Origin of the sequence: Marinimicrobium sp. C6131 (assembly GCF_026153455.1) — a bacterium.
Lineage (GTDB): Bacteria > Pseudomonadota > Gammaproteobacteria > Pseudomonadales > Cellvibrionaceae > Marinimicrobium.
Window position 1 is genome coordinate 1027350 of record NZ_CP110629.1, and the last position, 20146, is coordinate 1047495.

Below are 20146 nucleotides of genomic sequence, written 5' to 3' on the forward strand. Positions count from 1 at the left end.
GTTTGCGCGAAGAATAGCATGCTCGGCCCGAGGCTTCAGGGATGGTGCTCTTTCCCTTAAATGATTGATGCGCCAGATTCTGTGCTAGTCTTGAGAAAGCTTTGAGAAAAACGAGGGTAGGGCGGTACCCACGGAGCCTACTTGGGATCACCATCGACCGGGACCGCCATTCTGGGGAATACAAATGCCGTTGATGACATCGATCAACACCAAGCTGTTGGCGATCGTGGTCTTGTTCGCAGCGATCAGTGGGGTGTTGATTGGCTTGTGGCAGGGGGCGGAGGAATCGCGTCGCCTGCAGCGGGGATACGATGAGCGACTTCGGGCGTTGGGCGAGCGCTATCGGGACCGCCTGGCCCAGGAGTTCGCCCGTCGTCAGAACCTGTTGACGGCGACGAGGGATGCCTTGGCCGATTCTCTGAGGCGTACCGCCGGGGACGCGGTCCCTCCGGATTTCGGATTCCAGCGCGACCCTGATGGTGCGGTGCGGGAATACCTGGGCGAATCGGGCGTTTTCATCCACCGGAACGCCCCGATCACCGACCACATGCGCCGGCTGGTGTACCACACCAATGGCACCTGGTTGAATATCGAACCGCTGTTGAAGACCCAGTTCAACGCCTTCTATCTGATTACCCGGGATCGGATCAGTCGCATCTGGCCCGCGTCTCTGGTGTCCGGGCATCGGCCCGACCACGACGTCACTCAGGAAATTTTTTATACCCTCGCCGCCCCAACGGAGAACCCGTTGGGCAAGCCGCGTTGGACGCCCATCTACTTTGACTATTACCCACAGGTATGGACCACGTCATTACTGGTACCACTTTACGTGGAGGGCCGCTTTGAAGGGGTGGTCGGGGCGGATCTGGATATGTCGTTTCTGTTCGGCCAACTCAGTCAATTGGAGTCTGACTTCGACTCCCTCAACGGGTTTATCTTCAGTGCCGATGGCGAGTTGATTCTGCATGGTGATCAGGCTGCCGAGCAGCCGGTTTGGCGGCACGACGAATATCGGGTCTTCAATCAGCGGGCTGAGTTGAGTCCGGGAATGAGGGCGTTTATTGATCGCTCCCGATCAGGCGACTGGGCACCGGGCGGGGTGTTCAGTCACGAACTGCGGGGCGAGATGCAGCGCATCAGCTACCAGCCGCTACCCGAGCTCGATTGGTATATCGGGCTGCATTACCCCGAGTCCATGCTGGAAGCCCGGCACGCCGAAACCATGATGACCATCTACCAGAACATCGCGGGCATGTTGTTGTTTCTGTCGCTGGGGATGTACTACGGATTGAAATGGTTGGTGACTCGCCGGATTCTGCAACTGGCGGACACGACGGAGCGCATCGGCGTTGATAACTGGTCGATCCGGCTTCCGGAGTCGGGCAATGACGAAATCAGCCAGTTGGCCCGGGGCATGAACCGCATGCTGGAAAAAATCAACGAGTTGTTTCGCGGTCTCAATAACAGCATTCAGGATATGGAACGGCTGGCCTATTATGACCAGCTTACCGGCCTGGAAAACCGGCTGTTGTTCAAGGAGCAGCTGCGCACCGCACTGTTCTCGATTCGGCGCGAGGGCCACAATCTCGCGCTGCTGTATCTCGACCTGGATCACTTCAAAGACATCAACGACAGTCTGGGCCATGAGGCCGGAGACCGGTTACTGGTGCAGGTGTCCCAGCGGCTGAGGGCCTGTCTTAGGGACGAGGACTCGGTCGCCAGGCTCGGCGGAGACGAATTTGCCATTTTGTTGCGCAACGTTTCGGAGCCACGGTATGCCTCCATTGTGGCGGAAAAAATCATTGATGCACTGAGCCACCCGGTTCGCTTGAATGCCCAGGAGGTGGTGGTGGGCACCAGTATCGGCATCACACTGGCGCCGGACGACAGCAAGAACCTTGAACTGTTGATGCGCAACGCCGATCTGGCGATGTACCAGGCCAAGTACCACGGGCGCAATGTGTATCGTTTCTATACCCCGGATATGAACCGGGAAGTGGAGCAGCGTTTACGCCTGGAGCGCGAGTTGCGTCTGGCACTGCAGAATCATGAGTTCGAGCTGTATTATCAGACCCAGCTCGATATGCAGACCGGAGCGGTGGTGGGGATCGAAGCCTTACTGCGCTGGAACCATCCGAGCCGGGGCCTGGTGCCACCGGATGAATTCATCCCCGCCGCCGAGGAAAGCGGACTGATCGTACCCATTGGTCAATGGGTCATACGAGCGGCCTGCCAGCAAGCGAAAAATCTCCACAAGGCACAATTCAAGCACATCAAAGTGTCGATCAATGTGTCGGCAAGACAGCTCAGTGACCGGGACTTCGTGGCCGACTTCAAAGCAGTGGTGCAGGATACCGGCGTTGCGCCCGAACAACTGGTGCTGGAGGTCACCGAAAGCACCCTCATGGCAGACACCCGGATCGCGCTGGCGCATCTGCACGCGCTGCGGACCCTGGGTGTGGGCCTGGCGATTGACGACTTCGGGACCGGCTACTCCTCGCTGAGTTACCTCAAGCGTCTGCCGGTGACCTGCCTCAAAGTGGATCGCAGCTTTGTTCAGCAACTGCCGGCGAACGAGGAGGATCGGGCGATTACCACATTGATCGTCGCCATGGCCAACAGTCTCAATTGCCGGGTGGTGGTGGAAGGTGTGGAAACCGAGCCGCAGTGGGCCTTTCTACGCGAGTGTGGTTGTCACTTCGGTCAGGGCTATTATTTCAGTTATCCGGTGCCGGTGGAGCAACTCATGGTGGGCTTGCTGGAGGCCTTGAAGAGTGAGTGACGGCCGTCAGTCGTTGGAGACGGCAATCACCTGAACATCGGTGATGCCGAATTCGCGAAGCGCCGGTTCGAGCCGCTCGACTTCCGGCCCATCGGCGGTGAACAGAGCCTGATGCGATGGGCTCGTGCATGCGGATCCCTCCAGCCCCAGCTCGGCCAACCAGTAGGCCACTCGCCGGGCAATGGCTTCCCCGGAATCAATCAACGCCACGTCCGGCCCCACAACGGCCTGTAATTCCCGCTTGAGCAGAGGGAAATGGGTGCAGGCCAGTACCAGCGTATCCATCTCCGAAGCGCGCGGATGGGCCATCATGGGTGACAGCAGATCCTGCAATTGCTCCGGTGAAGGCGTCTGCCCGCGCAGGTGTGCTTCGGCCAATCGAACCAGTTCAGAACTGCCCAGTGAAATGACGGTGCAATCCGGGGCGAACTGCTGGATCAGGTCCCGGGTATAGGGGCGGGCGACGGTGCCCGGTGTGGCGAGCAGACCGATGACTTTGGTGTGCGACCGTTGGGCGGCTGGCTTGATCGCCGGAACCACGCCCACGATCGGCTCGCGGAAGTGGGCCCTGATGTGCGGCAGGGCGAGGGTGCTGGCACTGTTGCAGGCCACCACCACCACGTCCGGGCGGCTGTGCTGAATCAGTTGGTGCAGCACCCGATCGACGCGGGCAATCAGGATCGCTTCGCTTTTGGTCCCGTAGGGAAAGGCGGCATTGTCGGACGCGTAACTCACCGAGCAGCCCGGGAGCAGTCGCTGGATATCCGCCATGATGCTCAGGCCGCCGACACCGGAGTCGAACACCAACAGGCGAGGGGGGCGGGCATCAACGGGCATAACAAACATCCGGGGTTGAAAGGTCCGTGGTCACTGGCTTCACAGTCGTTCTTGCGCTCCTCGGTTGGATTTCGTTCCGGCCGTTGGGCCGGCGGTGGCGAATGCGACGTGGGCAGCGCCGGTCAGGCTTGGTAGAATCGCCGCGACGATTGTATTTTGCTCCCCGGTTCCGCACAAGGGAACCGGCCAAATAACGGGAATGACCTTTGCCTCTGACCAACGTGACGTTATTGATGGCCGCCGCCGGAGGCCTGCTGATCGGCCTGGTACTGACCGTGCTGTTTTACCACTGGCGACTCAAGGAAGCCGTGGCGGCGCGGACACGGGAGTTGGAGCAGACCCTTCAGCAAGCGCAGAGTGACTGGGCGTTGGAGCAGGCCGATCATCGCCATGAGCGGGCCCGACTGGAGCGACAACTGGCGGACCTGCGCAGCCGCGAAGAGGAGCTGCGTCAGCAGTGGCGTGAGAGTCAGCAACAGCGAGAATCCCTCCAGACGCGGCTGAGCAATGTACAGCAGGAACTCGCCGCCGCCCGGGAAAAGCTCGAATACCTGGGCGAAACCCGGCAGGAGCTGCGTCAACGCGAACAGGCCCTCGCCGAAGCACGCCGTCGGGCGACGGAACTGGAAACCCGGCTCGGGCAGGAGCGGGAGCAGTTTGAATCCCAATTGGCCCTCTTGCAGGATGCCAGGAAGCAACTGACCGGTGAATTTGAAAATCTCGCCAACCGGATTTTTGAAAGCAAGCAGCAGCAATTCTCCCACAGCAGCAAATCCCTGCTGGAGACCGCCATCGACCCCCTGAAGACCCAGCTCACGGACTTCCGTCGCAAAGTGGAGGACGTGTATGAAAAAGAAAACGCCGAGCGGAACAAACTCGCCGGTCACATTGAGCAGTTGCACCGTCAGGCATTGAAAATCGGTGAAGATGCCGTCAACCTGACCCAGGCCCTCAAAGGCAATACCAAGTCCCAGGGCAATTGGGGGGAAGTGGTTCTGGAGCGGCTGCTCGAACAGTCCGGGTTGCAGAAAGGCCGGGAGTATGAAACCCAGGTCAGCTACGCGAGTGCCGATGGCGGGCGTCGCACGCCGGATGTCATCGTGCGCTTACCGGAAAACAAGGACATCATCATCGATGCCAAGGTATCGTTGGTGGATTACGAAAAGTATTGTAACAGCGACGATCAGGGCGAGCGCGACAGGTTCCTCGCGCAGCATATTCAGTCGCTACGCAACCATATCCGCGGTTTGAGCGTAAAGGACTACGAGCAGCTCGATGGCGTTCGGGCGCTGGATTTCGTGTTCATATTCGTGCCCATTGAAGCGGCCTTCATGCTCGCGCTTCAGCAGGACCCCAAGCTGTACAGTGACGCCTACGACAAGCACATCATTCTGGCCAGCCCGACCACCTTGCTGGCCATTCTGCGCACGGTTGAAAATATCTGGCGATACGAGAAGCAGAACAAAAACGCCGAACGCATTGCCAAAGATGCCGGGGCACTGCACGATCAGTTTGTCTTGTTGTTGGAGGCACTGGATACCGTGGACAACCACATCGGTAAAACCCGGGAGGCGTTCGACACGGCACGCAAGCGCCTGGCGACGGGCAAGGGCAACCTGCTGCGTCGGGTGGATAATATTCGTCGCCTGGGCGCCAAAACCAAAAAGACCATCGGTCGGGACAGGCTGGAAGAGGCGGATGAGTCCGTGGCCCTGCTGGACGTCGATGAAGCGCCGGACGCGGATGAGGCGCTGGAGGATGCCGCAGACCGGGACGACGAGAAATCCACGGACTGAGGACCAGTCGGCCCATCGCGAACCCTGAATCAAGTTGACTGAAAGGATCAAACCATGAGCAGTACCTGGATCATCCTGAGCATCGTTGGAGTCGTCATCATCGTCGCTCTGGCCGTTGTTGCCGGCACTCTGCAGTACAGAGTGCACAAGCTGAAACAGGCACGCAAAGCCCAGGAGTCGGCGTTGCAGGCCGAGAGTGATGCCCAGCGGGAGCGGATCAACAAGAGCATACAGGTCATCGCCCATTCCATCGGCTCGGACGACATCACACTGACCGAGGCCAGTATCCGGATCAGTGTCCTGCTCGACAGCCTCGGGGTGGACGATGAGGTGCGGGAAGAGTTTTCCGCCTTCTACGAGCTGAAAGGCGCAACCGAACACATCCCGTTTCTGGATGCCTGGAAAGCGCTCAGCAAGAAAGAGCAGTTCCGCTTTGACCGGGAGCGCGCCACGCAGGAACAGTTCCACGAAAAAGCGGTGGTGGATGCCGCCAAACGCATCCGCGGCCGCCGCTTCTAACGCTTGCGAAGTACGACGCCGCACTCCAGGTGATGGGTATACGGGAACTGATCAAACACCGCAAAATGTTCGATACGATGGGTCTGGGTAATCGTATCCAGATTATGCTTTAGCGTATCCGGATTGCAGGACACATACAGAATATTATCGAACCGTTGGGTAATGCGGGTGGTGTGCGGATCCAGCCCGGCCCGGGGTGGATCGACAAAAATGGTGCTGAACGCGTAGCTGTCCAGGTCCACGTGGCGCAACCGGCGAAACGGCCGGACCTTATCCAGCGCCTGGGCAAAATCCTCGCTGGACATTCGCACCAGCGTCACGTTCTCCACGCCGTTCAGGCGCTGATTGTACTCGGCGGAGGCCAGCGAACTTTTGGCCAGCTCGGTTGCCAGAACGTTGCGAAAATTCTGCGCCAGCGGCAGCGTGAAGTTGCCATTCCCACAGTAGAGCTCCAGCAGGTCCCCACCGAGGGAACGGCTGTGATCCACGGCCCAGGTCAGCATTTTTTCACAGACGCGCCCGTTCGGTTGAGTGAACCCGGTTTCCACCTGCTGGTACTGGAACGTTGTGTCACCCACCTGCAAGCGCTCAATCACAAAGTCCCGGTCCAGCACGACCTTCTGCTTCCGGCTTCGACCAATCAGGTCCACGCCCAACTGTGTTTTCAACGCTCGCGCGGCCTCTTCCCAGGCGTCATCCAGGCGCTTGTGATAGAGCAGGGTGATCAGAGCCTCGCCGGACAGCGTGGTCAGAAACTCCACCTGGAACAGTTTGAGCCGCAGTACCGGGTCGGCATTGATGGCCGTCAGCAGTTCGGGCATCAACTGATTGATCTGCTCGGAGGCAACGGGGAAATCCTCAATAAGAAAAGGTTTCTTGTATTCCCCGGGCTGATACATGGCGTAGTTCACCTGGCCATCCTCCTGCCACATCTTGAACTCGGCACGTAACCGGTAATGGGTTTCAGGAGAGCTGAAAACGTCAATCTCGGGCAGGTCGAAGCGGGCGAAATCCTCCTTCAGTCGCGCCAGTTTCTGGTTCAACTGGGCATCGTACTGCTCGGGGAATACTTGATGAATGGCCATAGTGTCGGGTCTGTGTGAAAAGCGGGGCGTCCGCCCCGAAAAGGGGCGGATTGTAACAGCTCAACGGCAGCTTTTCAGGGTGCCCGGCACTCACCCCAGTCGCAGACAATAAAGCTCTGGCTCTGCTGACCGCAGTAGATGCCATAGGCCTCGTGGGGCCACTCGTTGGCAATCACCACCAGTTCGGCATTCGGGCAGGTGTTCGCCATCCGCCGCTCTATGTCCCGATAACTGCGGCCGGGGGCGAGATTGCGGGGTATTTCGAGGGCCAGGGTCGGCACGTCACCCATTGTGACCGGGCGTTCGGCATCCGCCACCAGCGCGTCCCGCACCAGAAGGTCGCGTTCGGAGTCGGGGGTCAGGTAACGGCGCTCGGTCAAGGTCGGTTCCAGTTCATCCAGCCGGCGCTGGCAGACAATTCGCTGATTGTTGGCACTGCGCTCGTTCAGCCGCAGCTCTCGCTCCGCCCGGCCCTGATGTTCGTGTTTGAAGCGCACAGCGGACAGTGCCAGGGCGTGGCCGGCGTAGTCACGGGTTTCTCCCGCCAGGGCCCGGTTCAACTGATTGTCGGCGCCGGAGAGTACCTCGGCGTGGGCATCCATCCAGAGGGTGCGCAAGTCCTGGGCGTACAGCTTCAGCTCCGGGCTTACCGAGGCGCACTGCGAGAGCAGGCTCTCTGTGTAAATGGCCTCCGACAGTACCGCGCGGGCCATGTCGTTGCGCTCCTCCTCGGAGGGCGGTACCACTTTGGGTCCGGCACAGGCGGTAAGCAGCAGCGCAAGTGCCGTCAACAGAGCGGGAATCACGGACCGGCCGGTGGTGGGCGCTGGTGACCAGGCTTGAAGTGTTCGAATCATAAGGAAGACCCCGAAGAAAGCGAGTGAGATGGGCGATGATGTTCGGTGCGGTCGGCCAGGGGCAGCCGAATGGTAAAACAGGTACCCTCGCCGGGCATTGAGTCCACTTCGATGGTTCCGGAGTGGTGCTCGGTAATGATGAAATACGAAACCGACAAGCCGAGGCCGGTACCCTGGCCCACTTCCTTGGTGGTGAAAAACGGTTCGAAAATATGCCGGCGCACCTCTTCGGACATGCCCGGGCCGTTATCCTCGATCTGTAAAACCGCGGCCCCTCGCTCCAGGTAGGCGCGCAAGTGAATGACCGGCGCGGTGTCGGGGGTTTCGTCGCGCTCATCGCTCTGGAGTGCCTGAACGGCATTGCGCAGCAGGTTCAGAATCACCTGCTGGATCTCCGCGGCTGAGCCCACCACGGGAGGCAGGTCCGGGGCCAGCTCGGTGATGATTTCCGGGCGTCGATGCCCCTGGCTGCTCTGCAGGTTCAGGGTGTTGTCACTCAGTTCCAGCGTGTGCTGAATGATGCGCCCGAGGTCAAACTGCTCGTGCGCCCGATTGTTGCCTCGAGAGAACTCCAGCATATTGCTGACAATGTGCATTGAGCGTTCGCCCGCCTCGCGAATGTCTTCCAGAAAGTGAAACACCCGCCGCTTGGTCAGATATTGATGGAGTTGGGCCAAGTCCAGTCCCAGCTCCCGGGCCACCTTGTGATTCTGTTCGAGTTTGAGCGAGGTGCGCCGCTGAATGTTCTGAACCCCATGCAGTACCGTGCTCAAGGGATTATTGATTTCGTGCGCCATACCGGCGGCCAGTTCGCCAAGCGACATCATTTTTTCGTTCTGGATCATCATATTCTCGATGCGCACACGCATGGTGATGTCATCCAGCCGAATCACCGCCCCGATCGCCTGCACCGCAATCAACGGATAAATACTCAGATCGGTATAGCGCGCATTGCTGCCCTGGCCCTCCTGAATGTTTTCATTCACGAAGGGTACGCCGCTTTCAATGGTGCGGGTGATCGTCTCCATGGAAATGGGCAGGGCCGGGTAGACCTCCGCCAGGGGGCGCCCCAACGCCTGCTCCGGGCTCAGGCCGGTCGCCAGTTCGGCGGCACTGTTCCAGTGCGTTACCGTCCCGTCCGGCGTCACGCCAATCAGGACGGACGGCATTGCATTGATGATGCTGTGGAGGTAGTCCTGGGTTTCCCGCAGCAGAATCTCGGTGGCCTGATGGTGAGCGACTTCGTCCTGCAACTGCTGATTGGTCTGGTTCAGGCTCTCGGTGCGTTCGGCGATACGCGCCTCAAGCTCCACCTTGTTCTGGCGCAGCGCGTTGCGCGCCCGCTTGTTGTTCAATCGGCTGCGTTGCAGACCGATAATCAACAGCGTCTGAAACACCAGAAGAAGCACGATCACTCCCCAGAGCAGGGCAGCAGGCCACGCGGACTCTTCCTGAGCCCAGACCGCTGGTGACCAGACCAGCCACAGTCCCAGCCAGAGGAGTCGAAAACCGTGTTTCAGCCGGCGCGCATTCAAAGGCGATATCGCTCGTGTTGTTATCGGTGACAAAGGGGCATTCTAACCCCCTGAGGACCTAACTTCTAACGAACTGCGTCAAAATTCGGCGCCAAATCCGAAGCGGTGCAGGCAAAGCCCATTTTCACCCGCTCCGGCAGCGTTGGCGACGGCCATGAATCCATCGCCAAATGATCAAAAAATGCCCAACAATCAACATCTTGGCTTTTTTATCAATAATTTCCCGAAAGTGTTTGACACCGGTTCGGATTTCGGTAGAATGCGCAGCCCATGGCGAGGGTGGTTAGCTCAGTTGGTAGAGCGGCGCCCTTACAAGGCGTAGGTCACAGGTTCGACTCCTGTACCACCCACCACTTCGTTAAGTGCGTTCCCTTGCCATGACAGCGCGGACCGGTAGTTCAGTTGGTTAGAATGCCGGCCTGTCACGCCGGAGGTCGCGGGTTCGAGTCCCGTCCGGTCCGCCATATTAAGAAAGAGCCCCACAAGTTGGGGCTTTTTTGTGCCTGTAAGAAACTGCCGTGGTTCGCCGCGGACGGGGCTCGAACCCGCAGGGTCGACCAATTTGTCGGGAACAAATTGGGACGGCGAAGCCGCCCGGAGGGTGAGCCTCAGGATGAGGCGAATCTTTCCCGTCCGGTCCGCGCAGCGCAAAGCGCTGCCAAGGCGTTCAGCAATCACAAGCATTTCGAGTGAGTCCCGTCCGAGGACGTGATGCTACTCCACAGCTAACTGAGAACCCGCCCCAAAAAAAATCCCCACAATCACGAAACTGTCACACCCCAATCGTACTCTAACCCTGACGGATCGGCGCATGGAAGGGACTCCACCATTAACGACGCGCCGCGAACCAAAGAGGATATGATTGTGGAAGACTACCTGGAAGACCTGCTGGATTACAGTTTCGATGACATTGACGACGACGGTGCTGAAGACTACTCCGACCTGTAACGCCCTCCCCCCTGAACGGGCCCGTCCGGGCCGATTATTCTGCCGACCGGATCACAGAGTCATTGCCAAGCAACCGGCATAATGCGCCGGTCAACTTGAGTGTTGGCGGATTTTGACGTTAACTGTCAATAGTGTCCCTGTCATCAATACCCGGTTTGCCTATGGCCCATCCCAACTCGGAACACACCGAAGCGGTGTTCTTTTTCTCTGGCGATCAGGTTGCCCGGGAGATGTTGTACACCGAGTTCGAAGCGATTCTGGATGGCTTTGTGCCGGTGCCCGACTACGCGGGCCAGACCGCCAAAGCCGCTTACCTGACCATCAATCCCCAATTGCAGATCAGCGCATTGGTGTTTTTCGTCATCGCCTTTGACGGGCGGGGCATGGTGGACAATCGCTGGAACCTGCCGCTGCAACAGTTGGTCGAGCAGGCCTCCCGGGGGCCGGATCTGGGCGCGGGGCCGATTCGTCTGGTGTGTTTCAGTCAGTGCCCGGTGGCCTGGCAGCAGCAGTATCTGTGGGACCCGCAAATGGAGCCGGGCCGCAACAGCTTTGTGTTGTTGCGCAAATCGGTGGCGCGCAACCGCCTGGGACTGGTGAAGTATGAACCGGAGCCCGAGGAGACAAAGGACGAGGAATCCATTGCGCCCCGTGAGGCACAGAAGCTCAGAAAGGCACTGCACGAGCACTACTCTCAGGAGATGCGCGACCGACTGGCCCGTATGCTCAAGGAGCAGCGGCTTCGCATCACCACCCTCAACAATCGCCATGCCCGCAGAATTGATGGACTCAACCAGGAACACCAGCAGAGGCTGCAGGCCTACCGGGACAAAGTCCGCCAACTGCAGGAGCAGAATGGCGAGCTGAGCCAGCGTCTGGAGACGTTGAAAGAGAACTTTGATGCCCAGGTTCAGAAAATCGAGGGCATGCGGGAGTACTTCAGTCATAAGCTGAAGGCGGCCCATGCAGATGAAAACCTGCAGCTCCAGACACTGCAGGAAAACTATGAGATGGAGCTCGAGGCCCGGGTCCAGAACGCCACCGCCGAGCTGGAAGAACGCCTGGGGATGCGTGAAATGGAGTTGTTCTACCGGCACCAGCAGGAAAACAACTTCAAGGAAGAGATTGCCCGCCTGCGCCAGGAAAACCAGAGTCTGCTGGAGCAGGGTGGCGGGCAGTTGCTCGACCGGCTGGATCGGGCCGGCCTCAGTTTTGTCGCGTTTCACCCCGGTGTCGGTCAGCTCACCGTTCCCGCCAGCGAGATGGCCGCCTACCTCGACGACCCGGAGACCTTCGCGGCCCGGGCCGCCGGTGTGGTACCGGCGCTGTACAAGGAGTGGCTGGCACACTCCCGCGAGCCGGTCTGTACCGCCAAAAACGACCAGGGCCACGTCTGTGGCAAGGCTTTGGCCCAGGTCGCCCGCCCGGCCGACTTTCACCCCGGCGAAAGCGATCGCTGTGCGGCCCATCAGGTGGTGGTCGGTCAGCGCTTGGCACAGTAGGGAAAACGGCGCACAATAACGCTCAATTCCACTCGCTCAGCGAACCATGCGAAATCGGTAAGGAACGACCCATGCTGTCATCGCAGCCTCAGACGCCGACCTCCGATCCGGCTTTTGATCTCTCTCTGACCCGCACCCTGGTGCCGCTCAAAGACATGAGCGAAAGCCACCTCCGGGACCTGCTGTCGCACAGTCAGGCGGAAGTGGTCTTTGCCGGGCAGACCCTGTTTCGCGTCGGCGAATACGATCGCCAGCACCTGTACCTCCTGCACGGTGATATTCTCCTGACCGACCGGCAGGGCGCGCAGACCCGGGTCAAGGGGCGTTCAACCCTGGTGCCTCTGGCCCACCAGCAGCCCCGGCCGGTGACGGCGGTTGCCGAGACAGATTGCAGTATCCTGCGCATCGACAGTGAGCGCCTGGACCAACTGCTGACCTGGAGTCAGGTGTCGGACTATCTGCAATTGAACATCTCCCGGGAACGGGATCTGGATGAAGACATCGACTGGATGACCACGGTGTTGCGCTCCAACCTGTTTTTCAAGGTGCCGCCCCTGAATGTCGAGCAGATTTTCTATCGGCTGAAACCCCGGGTGGTCCATACCGGTGAAACCATCATCCGCCAGGGTGAAATCGGCGACTGTTGCTATTTCATCAAGGAAGGGGAGGCCGAGGTTCACCGCCATGGGGACGGCCGTTGGACGCACCTGGCCGACATCGGTCCGGGCCGGTGTTTCGGGGAGGATGCGCTGGTGAACGATGCCCCGCGCAACGCCCGGGTGCGTATGCTCAGCGACGGCGTGCTGATGGTGCTGGACAAGCAGGATTTCTACCGACTGCTCAAGGCCCCCGAGGTGCCGACGGTACCGCTGGCCACCTTGCCGGAAGCCCGTGCCCGAGGCGCCGTGCTGGTCGATACCCGCAGCGAGGAGGAGTACAGCGCGCAGCACCTGTCGGAGGCGGTGAACATCCCGCTCAGCCTGCTGGCCATCAAATCCCGCCTGCTGGCCGATGACGTGGAATACCTGTGCTACTGTGACACCGGCCGCCGCAGCCGGGCCACGGCCCACCTGCTGCGTCAGCAAGGGTATCGGGCGCAGGCACTGAACGATGCGCCGGCGCTTTTTGGCGATCCTCAATGGGCAGAACAGTTCGATGACCCGACCCCTTATGTGTTAAAAGAGGGCCGGGCCTGTCCGGAGCCCGCCTGAAGCTATCACCTCTGGGGCACCCCTCCGGTGCCCCGACATGCCAATAAACTGACCATTGCGACGAGAGAGTCTGAATGTCCGAATTCACCACCATCGGCCTGATAGTGCGCCGCAACAGCGATCGGGCACTCTATTCCCTGAAGCGCCTGATCCGCTTCCTGCAGAGTCGGGGCCGGGCGTTTGTGCTTGAGCAGGAAACCGCCGAGCACTTTCCGGACAAGGATCTGATCAACGACGCAACGCACACCGTCTCCCTGGAAGAGCTGGGCTCACACTGCGATCTGGTGATCGTGGTGGGTGGCGATGGCAGTATGCTCAGCGGCGCTCGTGCGCTGGTCGACAGTGGTGTGCCCTTGTTGGGGGTCAACCGGGGTCGCCTGGGCTTCCTGACCGACATCACGCCGGAAGACATTGAAGAGAAGGTGGGCGAGGTGCTCGCCGGCGAATACGTCGAGGAGCAGCGTTTTCTCCTGGACATGAGTGTCTATCACCGTGGCCAACTGGTCAGCGCCGGCGATGCACTCAACGATGTGGTGCTGCACCCGGGAGAATTTATCCGGATGCTGGAGTTCGAGCTCTATGTGGACGGCCACTTTGTGACCAGTCAGCGCTCCGACGGCATGATCGTCTCCACGCCCACCGGTTCCACCGCTTACGCGTTGAGTGGTGGCGGGCCCATCCTGCATCCGCGCCTGGACGCCATCGGCCTGGTACCCATGAACCCGCACACCCTCAGCAGTCGCCCGATGGTGGTGCCCGGGGACAGTGAAATCAAAATTCTGGTGGGCGAGCATAACAATACCAACCCTCAGGTCACTTGTGATGGTCAGATGCATTTCATGGCCCACCCGGGCGACGAGGTGCTCATTCGCAAAAAGCCGAAGCTGCTGAAATTGATTCACCCGGTCAACCACAACTTCTATGAGCGCTGCCGCTCCAAGCTGGGGTGGGGCGGGCACTTGCTGGACTGAGGTATCAATGGGGTCAGAGTCGTTTGGTGCGGGTTTATCGGGACAGTGGCAGGGCTATGACGTCATCGGCGACGTTCATGGCTGTGCCGATACTCTGGAGCGGCTCCTGCGCAGACTGGGTTACCGTCAGGGTGCCAGCGGCTACTACCATCACAGCCGTCAGGCGATTTTCGTCGGCGATATCATCGACCGGGGCCCGAGAATCCGTGAAGCCCTGCAGTTGGTGCACGCCATGGTGGCCGCCGGTGCCGCCCGCATGGTGCTGGGCAACCACGAGTTCAATGCCTTGGCCTACTACACGCTCAAAACCGGTGGGCGCCCGGGTGCCCCGGCCGACTATCTGCGTCCCCACACCGCCCGCAATACCCGTCAGCTCGCCGAAACCCTCGCCCAGTTCGCCGACTACCCGGAAGAGTGGAACCGGTATCTGGCCTGGTTTCGCCGCCTGCCGTTGTTTCTGGAGTGGCCGGGTTTTCGCGTGGTCCATGCCTGCTGGGACGCGGAGCTGATCGCCCGACACCGGGCCCGTTTTGGTGACGGTCACTTCGACGAGACGTTCCTGCAGGAAACCGCCATCCCGGGCAGTGTGGCGGCACGTACCAAACAGCGCCTCACCAGTGGTGTCGACCTGCCTCTGCCGAAAGGTATGACCATCGTTTCCAGCGACGGTGTCGAACGGACGCACTTTCGGACCAAATTCTGGGCCCCAGACGCGCAGACCTACGCGGAGCTGCTGTTCCAGCCCGATCCCCTCCCGGAGGGTTTCGGGCAGCAACCGATCAGCCCCGAACACCGGCAACAGATGGTAACCTATGGCGCAGAGGAAAAACCGGTGTTCGTCGGCCACTACTGGCTCAAGGGCCACCCGGAACCCATTGCCCCCAACATCGGCTGCCTGGATTACAGCGCGGTCAAATTCGGGCGACTGGTGGCCTACCGTTTCGACGGCGAAACGCAACTGAACCCGGAAAAATTTGTCTGGGCCTACGTCGATCCCTGATAGATTATTTGATGTCCACCTGTATATTTGCGTAGGGCGGATCGGTCCGACGCATCGGAGCGCGCATCCGCCGTAACCAAACTTCAACCAACGAGCCCCCAAGTGACCTGGATTCCTGTCAAACAACTCCCCCTGACCCGCGACCTGACCGAGCTCAGCCGTTTCCTTCGCCAGAGAGGCCTGATTCATCGCATTACCGACGAAGGCACCCACCAACAGATCTGGGTCCAGGATCCGGCTCTGGTCGACCCATTGGCGGATCTGACCGAACGTTGGTTGCAGGGCGAACTGGAGCTGCCCACGGATGAATCACCGCGCCGCGATGTGCCTGCCGGTCCTGGCCCCCGACAGTTCCCGGTCACTCTCGCGCTGCTGCTACTCAGCGCCACCGGTACCCTGATCGGCATGAACCTGCTCGGCGGTGCCCTGATTCCCTGGCTGACCTTCCAGCCCCTGAGCCTGACCGGTGCCGGCCCGGAATTTGGCAGTTGGAGCGAGGCCATGGCCCGGGGCGAACTATGGCGCCTGCTGACACCGGCATTTCTGCATTTCAGCGCCTTTCACATCCTGTTCAACGGCCTCTGGATCTGGGAGTTGGGTCGGCGCCTGGAGGCCGTACTGGGTGTCGGTCACTACCTGCTGTTTTTCGTCGGCACCGCCATCGCCGCCAACCTGGCCCAATTTGCCAGCGGCCCGTCGGTTTTTGGTGGCATGTCGGGCGTCGTCTACGCCCTCATCGGGTTCATCTGGATGCGCCAGAAATTCAGCCCCCATCCGATGCTGGCAGTCCCCCCGGGCATCATCGGTTTTATGCTGGTCTGGCTGGTCATCTGCTTCACCGGCATCGTCGACCGCTTTATCGGTGGCTCCATCGCCAACGGCGCCCACTTCGGCGGCCTCCTGGCTGGCATGGCCTGGGGCATCCTGACCAGCAAAAACCCGGCGCGCTGATTTGTTATACTGCCTCCAATACCTGAACACAGAGCGATCCCATGAATTACCAAGACCTGCTCAATTCACTGACCCCGGAAATCTATGACAACCTCAAGCGCGCCGTGGAACTGGGCAAATGGCCCGACGGCCGGGTGGTGACGCCGGAACAACGGCAGCATTGCATGGAGGCGGTCATCGCCTACGAACACAAACATCTACCCCCGGAGCAACACACCGGCTACATTCCCCCCAAGCCCCACACTCACTGCGGCGGCGAAGGCGAGGTGGCTGAGGCCGAGCAGCCTCTCAAGTGGAAGTGACACTTTTATTTTGTCTTTTGGGATAAGTTGTAGTCCGGCCGGAGGCGGGGTAGACCGTTCGGAGACCCGCCGTGAATACATCCCTGTAGGCTTCTCATCGGCATCCATGCCTCAGAGAGTCTCCGAACGGTCTACCCCGCCTCCGGCCTCCGAGCTATCGTAAGTCCGTGAGGCAACCACAGTTTCTACAACGTGCAGAGGGCCGGTTCAGGGTGTATGGTTCCCAGACCGTAGAGCGGGGGACCCGCGATCCGAGCCCCCAGGGATGGGTTTACGGCGTGTCTGGGAACCATACACCCTGAACCGGCCCGGTCCCTGAATTTGGCACCCCACGCTTAAAATATTTGGAGTTATTTATGTCCGCACGCGACGCACAACCGAAAGCCATTCAACTGAAAGACTACCGGCCGCCGGAATACCTGATCGACCGCACCGAACTGCACTTCGACCTCGGTGCCAACAAAACCCGCGTCACCAGCACACTGACACTGCGCCGCAACCCCGACGTGACCCCGACCGGCAAAGGCCTGACCCTGCACGGCCAGGAAATCGAACTCGTCTCCGTGGCCGTCGACGGTCGCCCACTCAGCGACAATGAATACCGCCTCGACGACGAAAGCCTGACCCTGCTCGACGCCCCCGAACAATTTGAACTGACCACCGTCGGCGACATCGACCCCAAAAACAACACCTCCCTCGAAGGGCTCTACCGCTCCAGAACCATGTACTGCACCCAATGCGAAGCCGAAGGCTTCCGCAAGATTACCTGGTACCTGGATCGCCCCGATGTGATGAGCGAGTTTTTCACCACCGTGGTGGCCGACGAAAAACAGTTCCCGGTCCTGCTCTCCAACGGCAACCTGATCGAGCAGGGCAGCGCCGATAACGGCCGCCACTTTGCCACCTGGCACGATCCACACAAAAAGCCGGCCTACCTGTTTGCGTTGGTGGCGGGTAACCTCGAGCACATCGAAGACACCTTTACCACGATGTCCGGTCGCGAAGTGACGCTGAAGATTTTTGTCGAAGCCAAAGACCTCGACAAATGCGGACACGCCATGACGTCCCTGAAAAACGCCATGCGCTGGGACGAAGAACAATATGGGCGGGAATACGATCTGGATATTTTCATGATCGTCGCCGTAGACGATTTCAACATGGGCGCCATGGAAAACAAAGGCCTCAATATCTTCAACACCGCCTGCGTATTGGCCAAACCGGAAACCACCACCGATGCCGGTTTCCAGCGCGTTGAAGGCGTTGTGGCCCACGAGTATTTTCACAACTGGTCCGGCAACCGCGTCACCTGCCGGGACTGGTTTCAGTTGAGCCTGAAAGAAGGTTTCACCGTCTATCGGGATGCGACTTTCTCGGCGGATATGGGCTCGCCCACGGTCAAGCGGGTGGAAGATGTGTCCATGCTGCGCACCCTGCAATTCGCCGAGGATGCCGGTCCCATGGCGCACCCGGTGCGGCCGGATTCCTACATCGAAATTTCCAACTTCTACACCCTGACCATTTACGAGAAGGGTAACGAAGTCGTGCGCATGTTGGCCAACCTGTTGGGGCCGGAGCTGTTCCGCAAAGGCACGGACCTGTACTTCGAGCGCCATGACGGCCAGGCGGTCACCACTGAGGATTTTGTGGCGGCGATGGAAGCCGTATCCGGTCGCGACCTGACCCAGTTCAAACGCTGGTACGATCAGGCCGGCACACCCAAGCTGACCGTGACCGATCGCTGGGACGAGGACGCCGGGGAATACCACCTGACCATTGCCCAGAGTTGCCCGCCCACGCCCGGGCAACCGGAAAAACAACCCTTTCATATTCCGGTAGCCATGGGGCTGTTGGGCAGCGCCGGCTCACTGCCGCTGAAGATCAAGGGGCAGGCCCCGAACCCGGACACCGATGACAACACCCACACCGTGCTGGAATTGACGGAGGCGGAGCACACCTTCGTATTCGAGCAGTTGCCGGAAAAACCGGTGCCGTCCCTGCTGCGCGGTTTCTCCGCACCGGTGAAATTGCATTATGACTATTCCCGCGATGACCTGATGCGCCTGATGAGTGGCGACAGCGACGGCTTCTGTCGCTGGGATGCCAGTCAGCAATTGGCCATTCAGGTGATTGAGGATGTGATGGCCGTCTATCAGAAGGGCGACGATCTGAGCGGCATTGCCATCGATGAACGGTTGATCGAGGCCAACCGCCTGCTGCTGCAGGACGAGTCGCTGGATAAAGCCATGGTGGCCCTGATGCTCAGCCTGCCGTCAGAAGCCTATCTGGGCGAGCAGCAGGACGAGATTCAGGTGGAGGCCATCCACCACAGCCGGGCTGCGGTCAAACGGGCTCTGGCCGAGGCGCTCAAACCCGAGTTGACCCGGATTTACCGCGCCTACGATCACGGCAAACCCTACCGGCCCACCGCGGATGACATTGCCGAGCGCAGTCTGAAAAATGCCGCGCTCAGCTATCTGATGACCCTGAACGAAGCGGAGATGATCAAGGCCTGTGAGCAACAGTACCGTCAGGCCAACAATATGACCGACGCGATCGCGGCGGTGGGTGAGTTGGTCAACAGCCAGGCATCCGGTGCCGAAACGGTTCGGGAGCAGGTGTTGGCGGACTTTTACCAGACCTGGAAAGACGAGCCGTTGGTGGTGGATCAGTGGTTGCGGGTGCAGGCGACCAGCAGTCGGCCCAATACCTTGGACGTGGTACGCGAACTGGAACAGCACCCGGCGTTCGAACCCAACAACCCGAACAAGATCCGGGCGCTGGTGGGTGCCTTCACCAATGCCAATCCGATCAACTTCCACCGCGCCGACGGGGCAGGGTATCGATTCCTGGGCGATCAGATTCTGCGCCTGAATGCCGTCAACCCGCAGATCGCCGCGCGGCTGGTGACGCCCTTGACCCGTTGGAAAAAGTATCCGAAAGCCCTGCAGGAATTGATGCACGCCGAGCTGGAGCGCATCAAGGCCGAACCGAAGTTGTCCAAGGATGTGTACGAGGTGGTGAGTAAGAGTTTGGTGTGATGGTGGGTGCGGTGAGCTCGGCAAGCGCGTTAAGTGGGGCAACGGCGGATGCGCGCTGCGCGCATCCGCCGTTATCCTGTCTGACGTCGTTACAGCTCCCAAGACTCCAACTGCAACACCCCGGGCTGCGCCACCAGACACCACCCCCGCTCGTGCCAATCCCCCAACACAATCCGCTCCCCCGGCTGGCCATTCAATTCCAGCGGGTGGCGGGCGGGCCGGTGGGTGTGGCCATGAATCAGCAGGTCAGTGCCTTCCTTGCGCATCGCTTTTTCCACCTCGCTCGGCGTCACATCCATAATATCCTGCGCCTTGTTGCTGTTCATGCTCTTGCTTTGCAGGCGCATATGCGCCGCAAGCTCACGACGTTTGTCCAGCGGCAGTGACAGGACTTCCGCCTGCCACTGGGGAGAGCGAACCCGACGGCGGAAGGCCATATACTCGGCATCCCGCGTACACAGACTGTCGCCGTGCATCAGCAGGGTGGGGCGTCCATACAGGTTGATCACACTCGGGTCCGGCAACAGTTCCGCACCGCAGGCACGGGCGAAGTCATCGCCGATCAGAAAGTCCCGGTTACCGTGCATCAGGTAGATGCGCGTGCCGGACTCCGCCAGCGTCTTCAGCGCCCGGGCGACGGCCCTCGACAGTTCACTGTTATCGTCGTCGCCAATCCAGGCATCAAAAAAATCACCCAGAATATACAGCGCCTCCACGCCCCGGGCCTGTTCCCTGAGGAAGCGGAAAAAGCCTTCGGTAATAACGGGCTCGCGCTCATTCAAATGCAGATCGGAAACAAACAACCGCGTCAT

Annotated in this window: 15 protein-coding genes and 2 tRNA genes; 12 read left to right on the plus strand and 5 right to left on the minus strand. The window is 60.0% G+C overall.

Annotation, left to right across the window (positions count from 1 at the left end; translation table 11 throughout):
• The first annotated feature begins 184 nt into the window (after positions 1–184).
• Positions 185–2782, plus strand: a complete 2598-nt coding sequence (locus OOT55_RS04315; protein WP_265367915.1) for an EAL domain-containing protein — start codon at positions 185–187, stop codon at positions 2780–2782.
• A 6-nt stretch (positions 2783–2788) separates the two neighbouring features.
• Here OOT55_RS04315 and murI read toward each other — a convergent pair whose 3' ends face one another.
• Positions 2789–3619, minus strand: coding sequence for a glutamate racemase (gene murI, locus OOT55_RS04320; RefSeq protein ID WP_265367916.1), 831 nt, complete (start codon positions 3617–3619; stop codon positions 2789–2791).
• 206 nt (positions 3620–3825) lie between these two features.
• Here murI and rmuC point away from each other — a divergent pair, with 206 nt between their 5' ends.
• Positions 3826–5415: a DNA recombination protein RmuC gene (gene rmuC / locus OOT55_RS04325; protein ID WP_265367917.1), complete on the plus strand. Its 1590-nt coding sequence runs from the start codon at positions 3826–3828 to the stop codon at positions 5413–5415.
• A 54-nt stretch (positions 5416–5469) separates the two neighbouring features.
• Complete coding sequence (locus OOT55_RS04330) at positions 5470–5934, plus strand: DUF2489 domain-containing protein (protein WP_265367918.1); 465 nt, start codon at positions 5470–5472, stop codon at positions 5932–5934.
• On the opposite strand, the gene trmA is transcribed toward OOT55_RS04330, so the two are convergent.
• From trmA to OOT55_RS04345, 3 genes are all read right to left on the minus strand, one after another.
• Positions 5931–7019 carry a tRNA (uridine(54)-C5)-methyltransferase TrmA gene (trmA, locus tag OOT55_RS04335; protein WP_265367919.1) on the minus strand — a complete coding sequence of 363 codons (1089 nt, stop codon included), beginning with the start codon at positions 7017–7019 and terminating at the stop codon, positions 5931–5933. The two genes, OOT55_RS04330 and trmA, sit on opposite strands and share 4 nt — an antisense overlap.
• A 74-nt stretch (positions 7020–7093) precedes the next feature.
• Complete coding sequence (locus OOT55_RS04340) at positions 7094–7876, minus strand: hypothetical protein (protein ID WP_265367920.1); 783 nt, start codon at positions 7874–7876, stop codon at positions 7094–7096.
• On the minus strand, positions 7873–9411 hold the full coding sequence (locus OOT55_RS04345) for a two-component system sensor histidine kinase NtrB (protein WP_265367921.1): 1539 nt from the start codon (positions 9409–9411) through the stop codon (positions 7873–7875). Before OOT55_RS04345 ends, OOT55_RS04340 begins: the two co-directional genes overlap by 4 nt.
• A 277-nt stretch (positions 9412–9688) precedes the next feature.
• Here OOT55_RS04345 and OOT55_RS04350 point away from each other — a divergent pair.
• From OOT55_RS04350 to pepN, 9 genes are all read left to right on the plus strand, one after another.
• Positions 9689–9764, plus strand: a tRNA-Val gene (locus OOT55_RS04350).
• Positions 9765–9798: 34 nt separating this feature from the next.
• A tRNA-Asp gene (locus OOT55_RS04355) sits at positions 9799–9875 on the plus strand.
• A gap of 645 nt (positions 9876–10520) precedes the next feature.
• On the plus strand, positions 10521–11861 hold the full coding sequence (locus OOT55_RS04360) for a hypothetical protein (RefSeq protein ID WP_265367922.1): 1341 nt from the start codon (positions 10521–10523) through the stop codon (positions 11859–11861).
• Between the two features lie 71 nt (positions 11862–11932).
• Entirely contained in the window at positions 11933–13072 is a 1140-nt protein-coding gene (locus OOT55_RS04365; protein ID WP_265367923.1) for a cyclic nucleotide-binding domain-containing protein, read from the plus strand.
• Between the two features lie 74 nt (positions 13073–13146).
• Positions 13147–14043, plus strand: a complete 897-nt coding sequence (locus OOT55_RS04370; RefSeq protein ID WP_265367924.1) for an NAD(+) kinase — start codon at positions 13147–13149, stop codon at positions 14041–14043.
• Between the two features lie 7 nt (positions 14044–14050).
• On the plus strand, positions 14051–15043 hold the full coding sequence (locus OOT55_RS04375) for a metallophosphoesterase (RefSeq protein ID WP_265367925.1): 993 nt from the start codon (positions 14051–14053) through the stop codon (positions 15041–15043).
• Between the two features lie 102 nt (positions 15044–15145).
• Positions 15146–15994, plus strand: coding sequence for a rhomboid family intramembrane serine protease (locus tag OOT55_RS04380; protein WP_265367926.1), 849 nt, complete (start codon positions 15146–15148; stop codon positions 15992–15994).
• 41 nt (positions 15995–16035) lie between these two features.
• On the plus strand, positions 16036–16296 hold the full coding sequence (locus OOT55_RS04385) for a YeaC family protein (RefSeq protein ID WP_265367927.1): 261 nt from the start codon (positions 16036–16038) through the stop codon (positions 16294–16296).
• Between the two features lie 356 nt (positions 16297–16652).
• Positions 16653–19334 (plus strand): aminopeptidase N, encoded by a 2682-nt coding sequence (pepN, locus tag OOT55_RS04390; protein WP_265367928.1) that lies wholly within the window; start codon positions 16653–16655, stop codon positions 19332–19334.
• Between the two features lie 89 nt (positions 19335–19423).
• Here pepN and lpxH read toward each other — a convergent pair whose 3' ends face one another.
• Positions 19424–20146, minus strand: coding sequence for a UDP-2,3-diacylglucosamine diphosphatase (lpxH, locus tag OOT55_RS04395; RefSeq protein ID WP_265367929.1), 723 nt, complete (start codon positions 20144–20146; stop codon positions 19424–19426).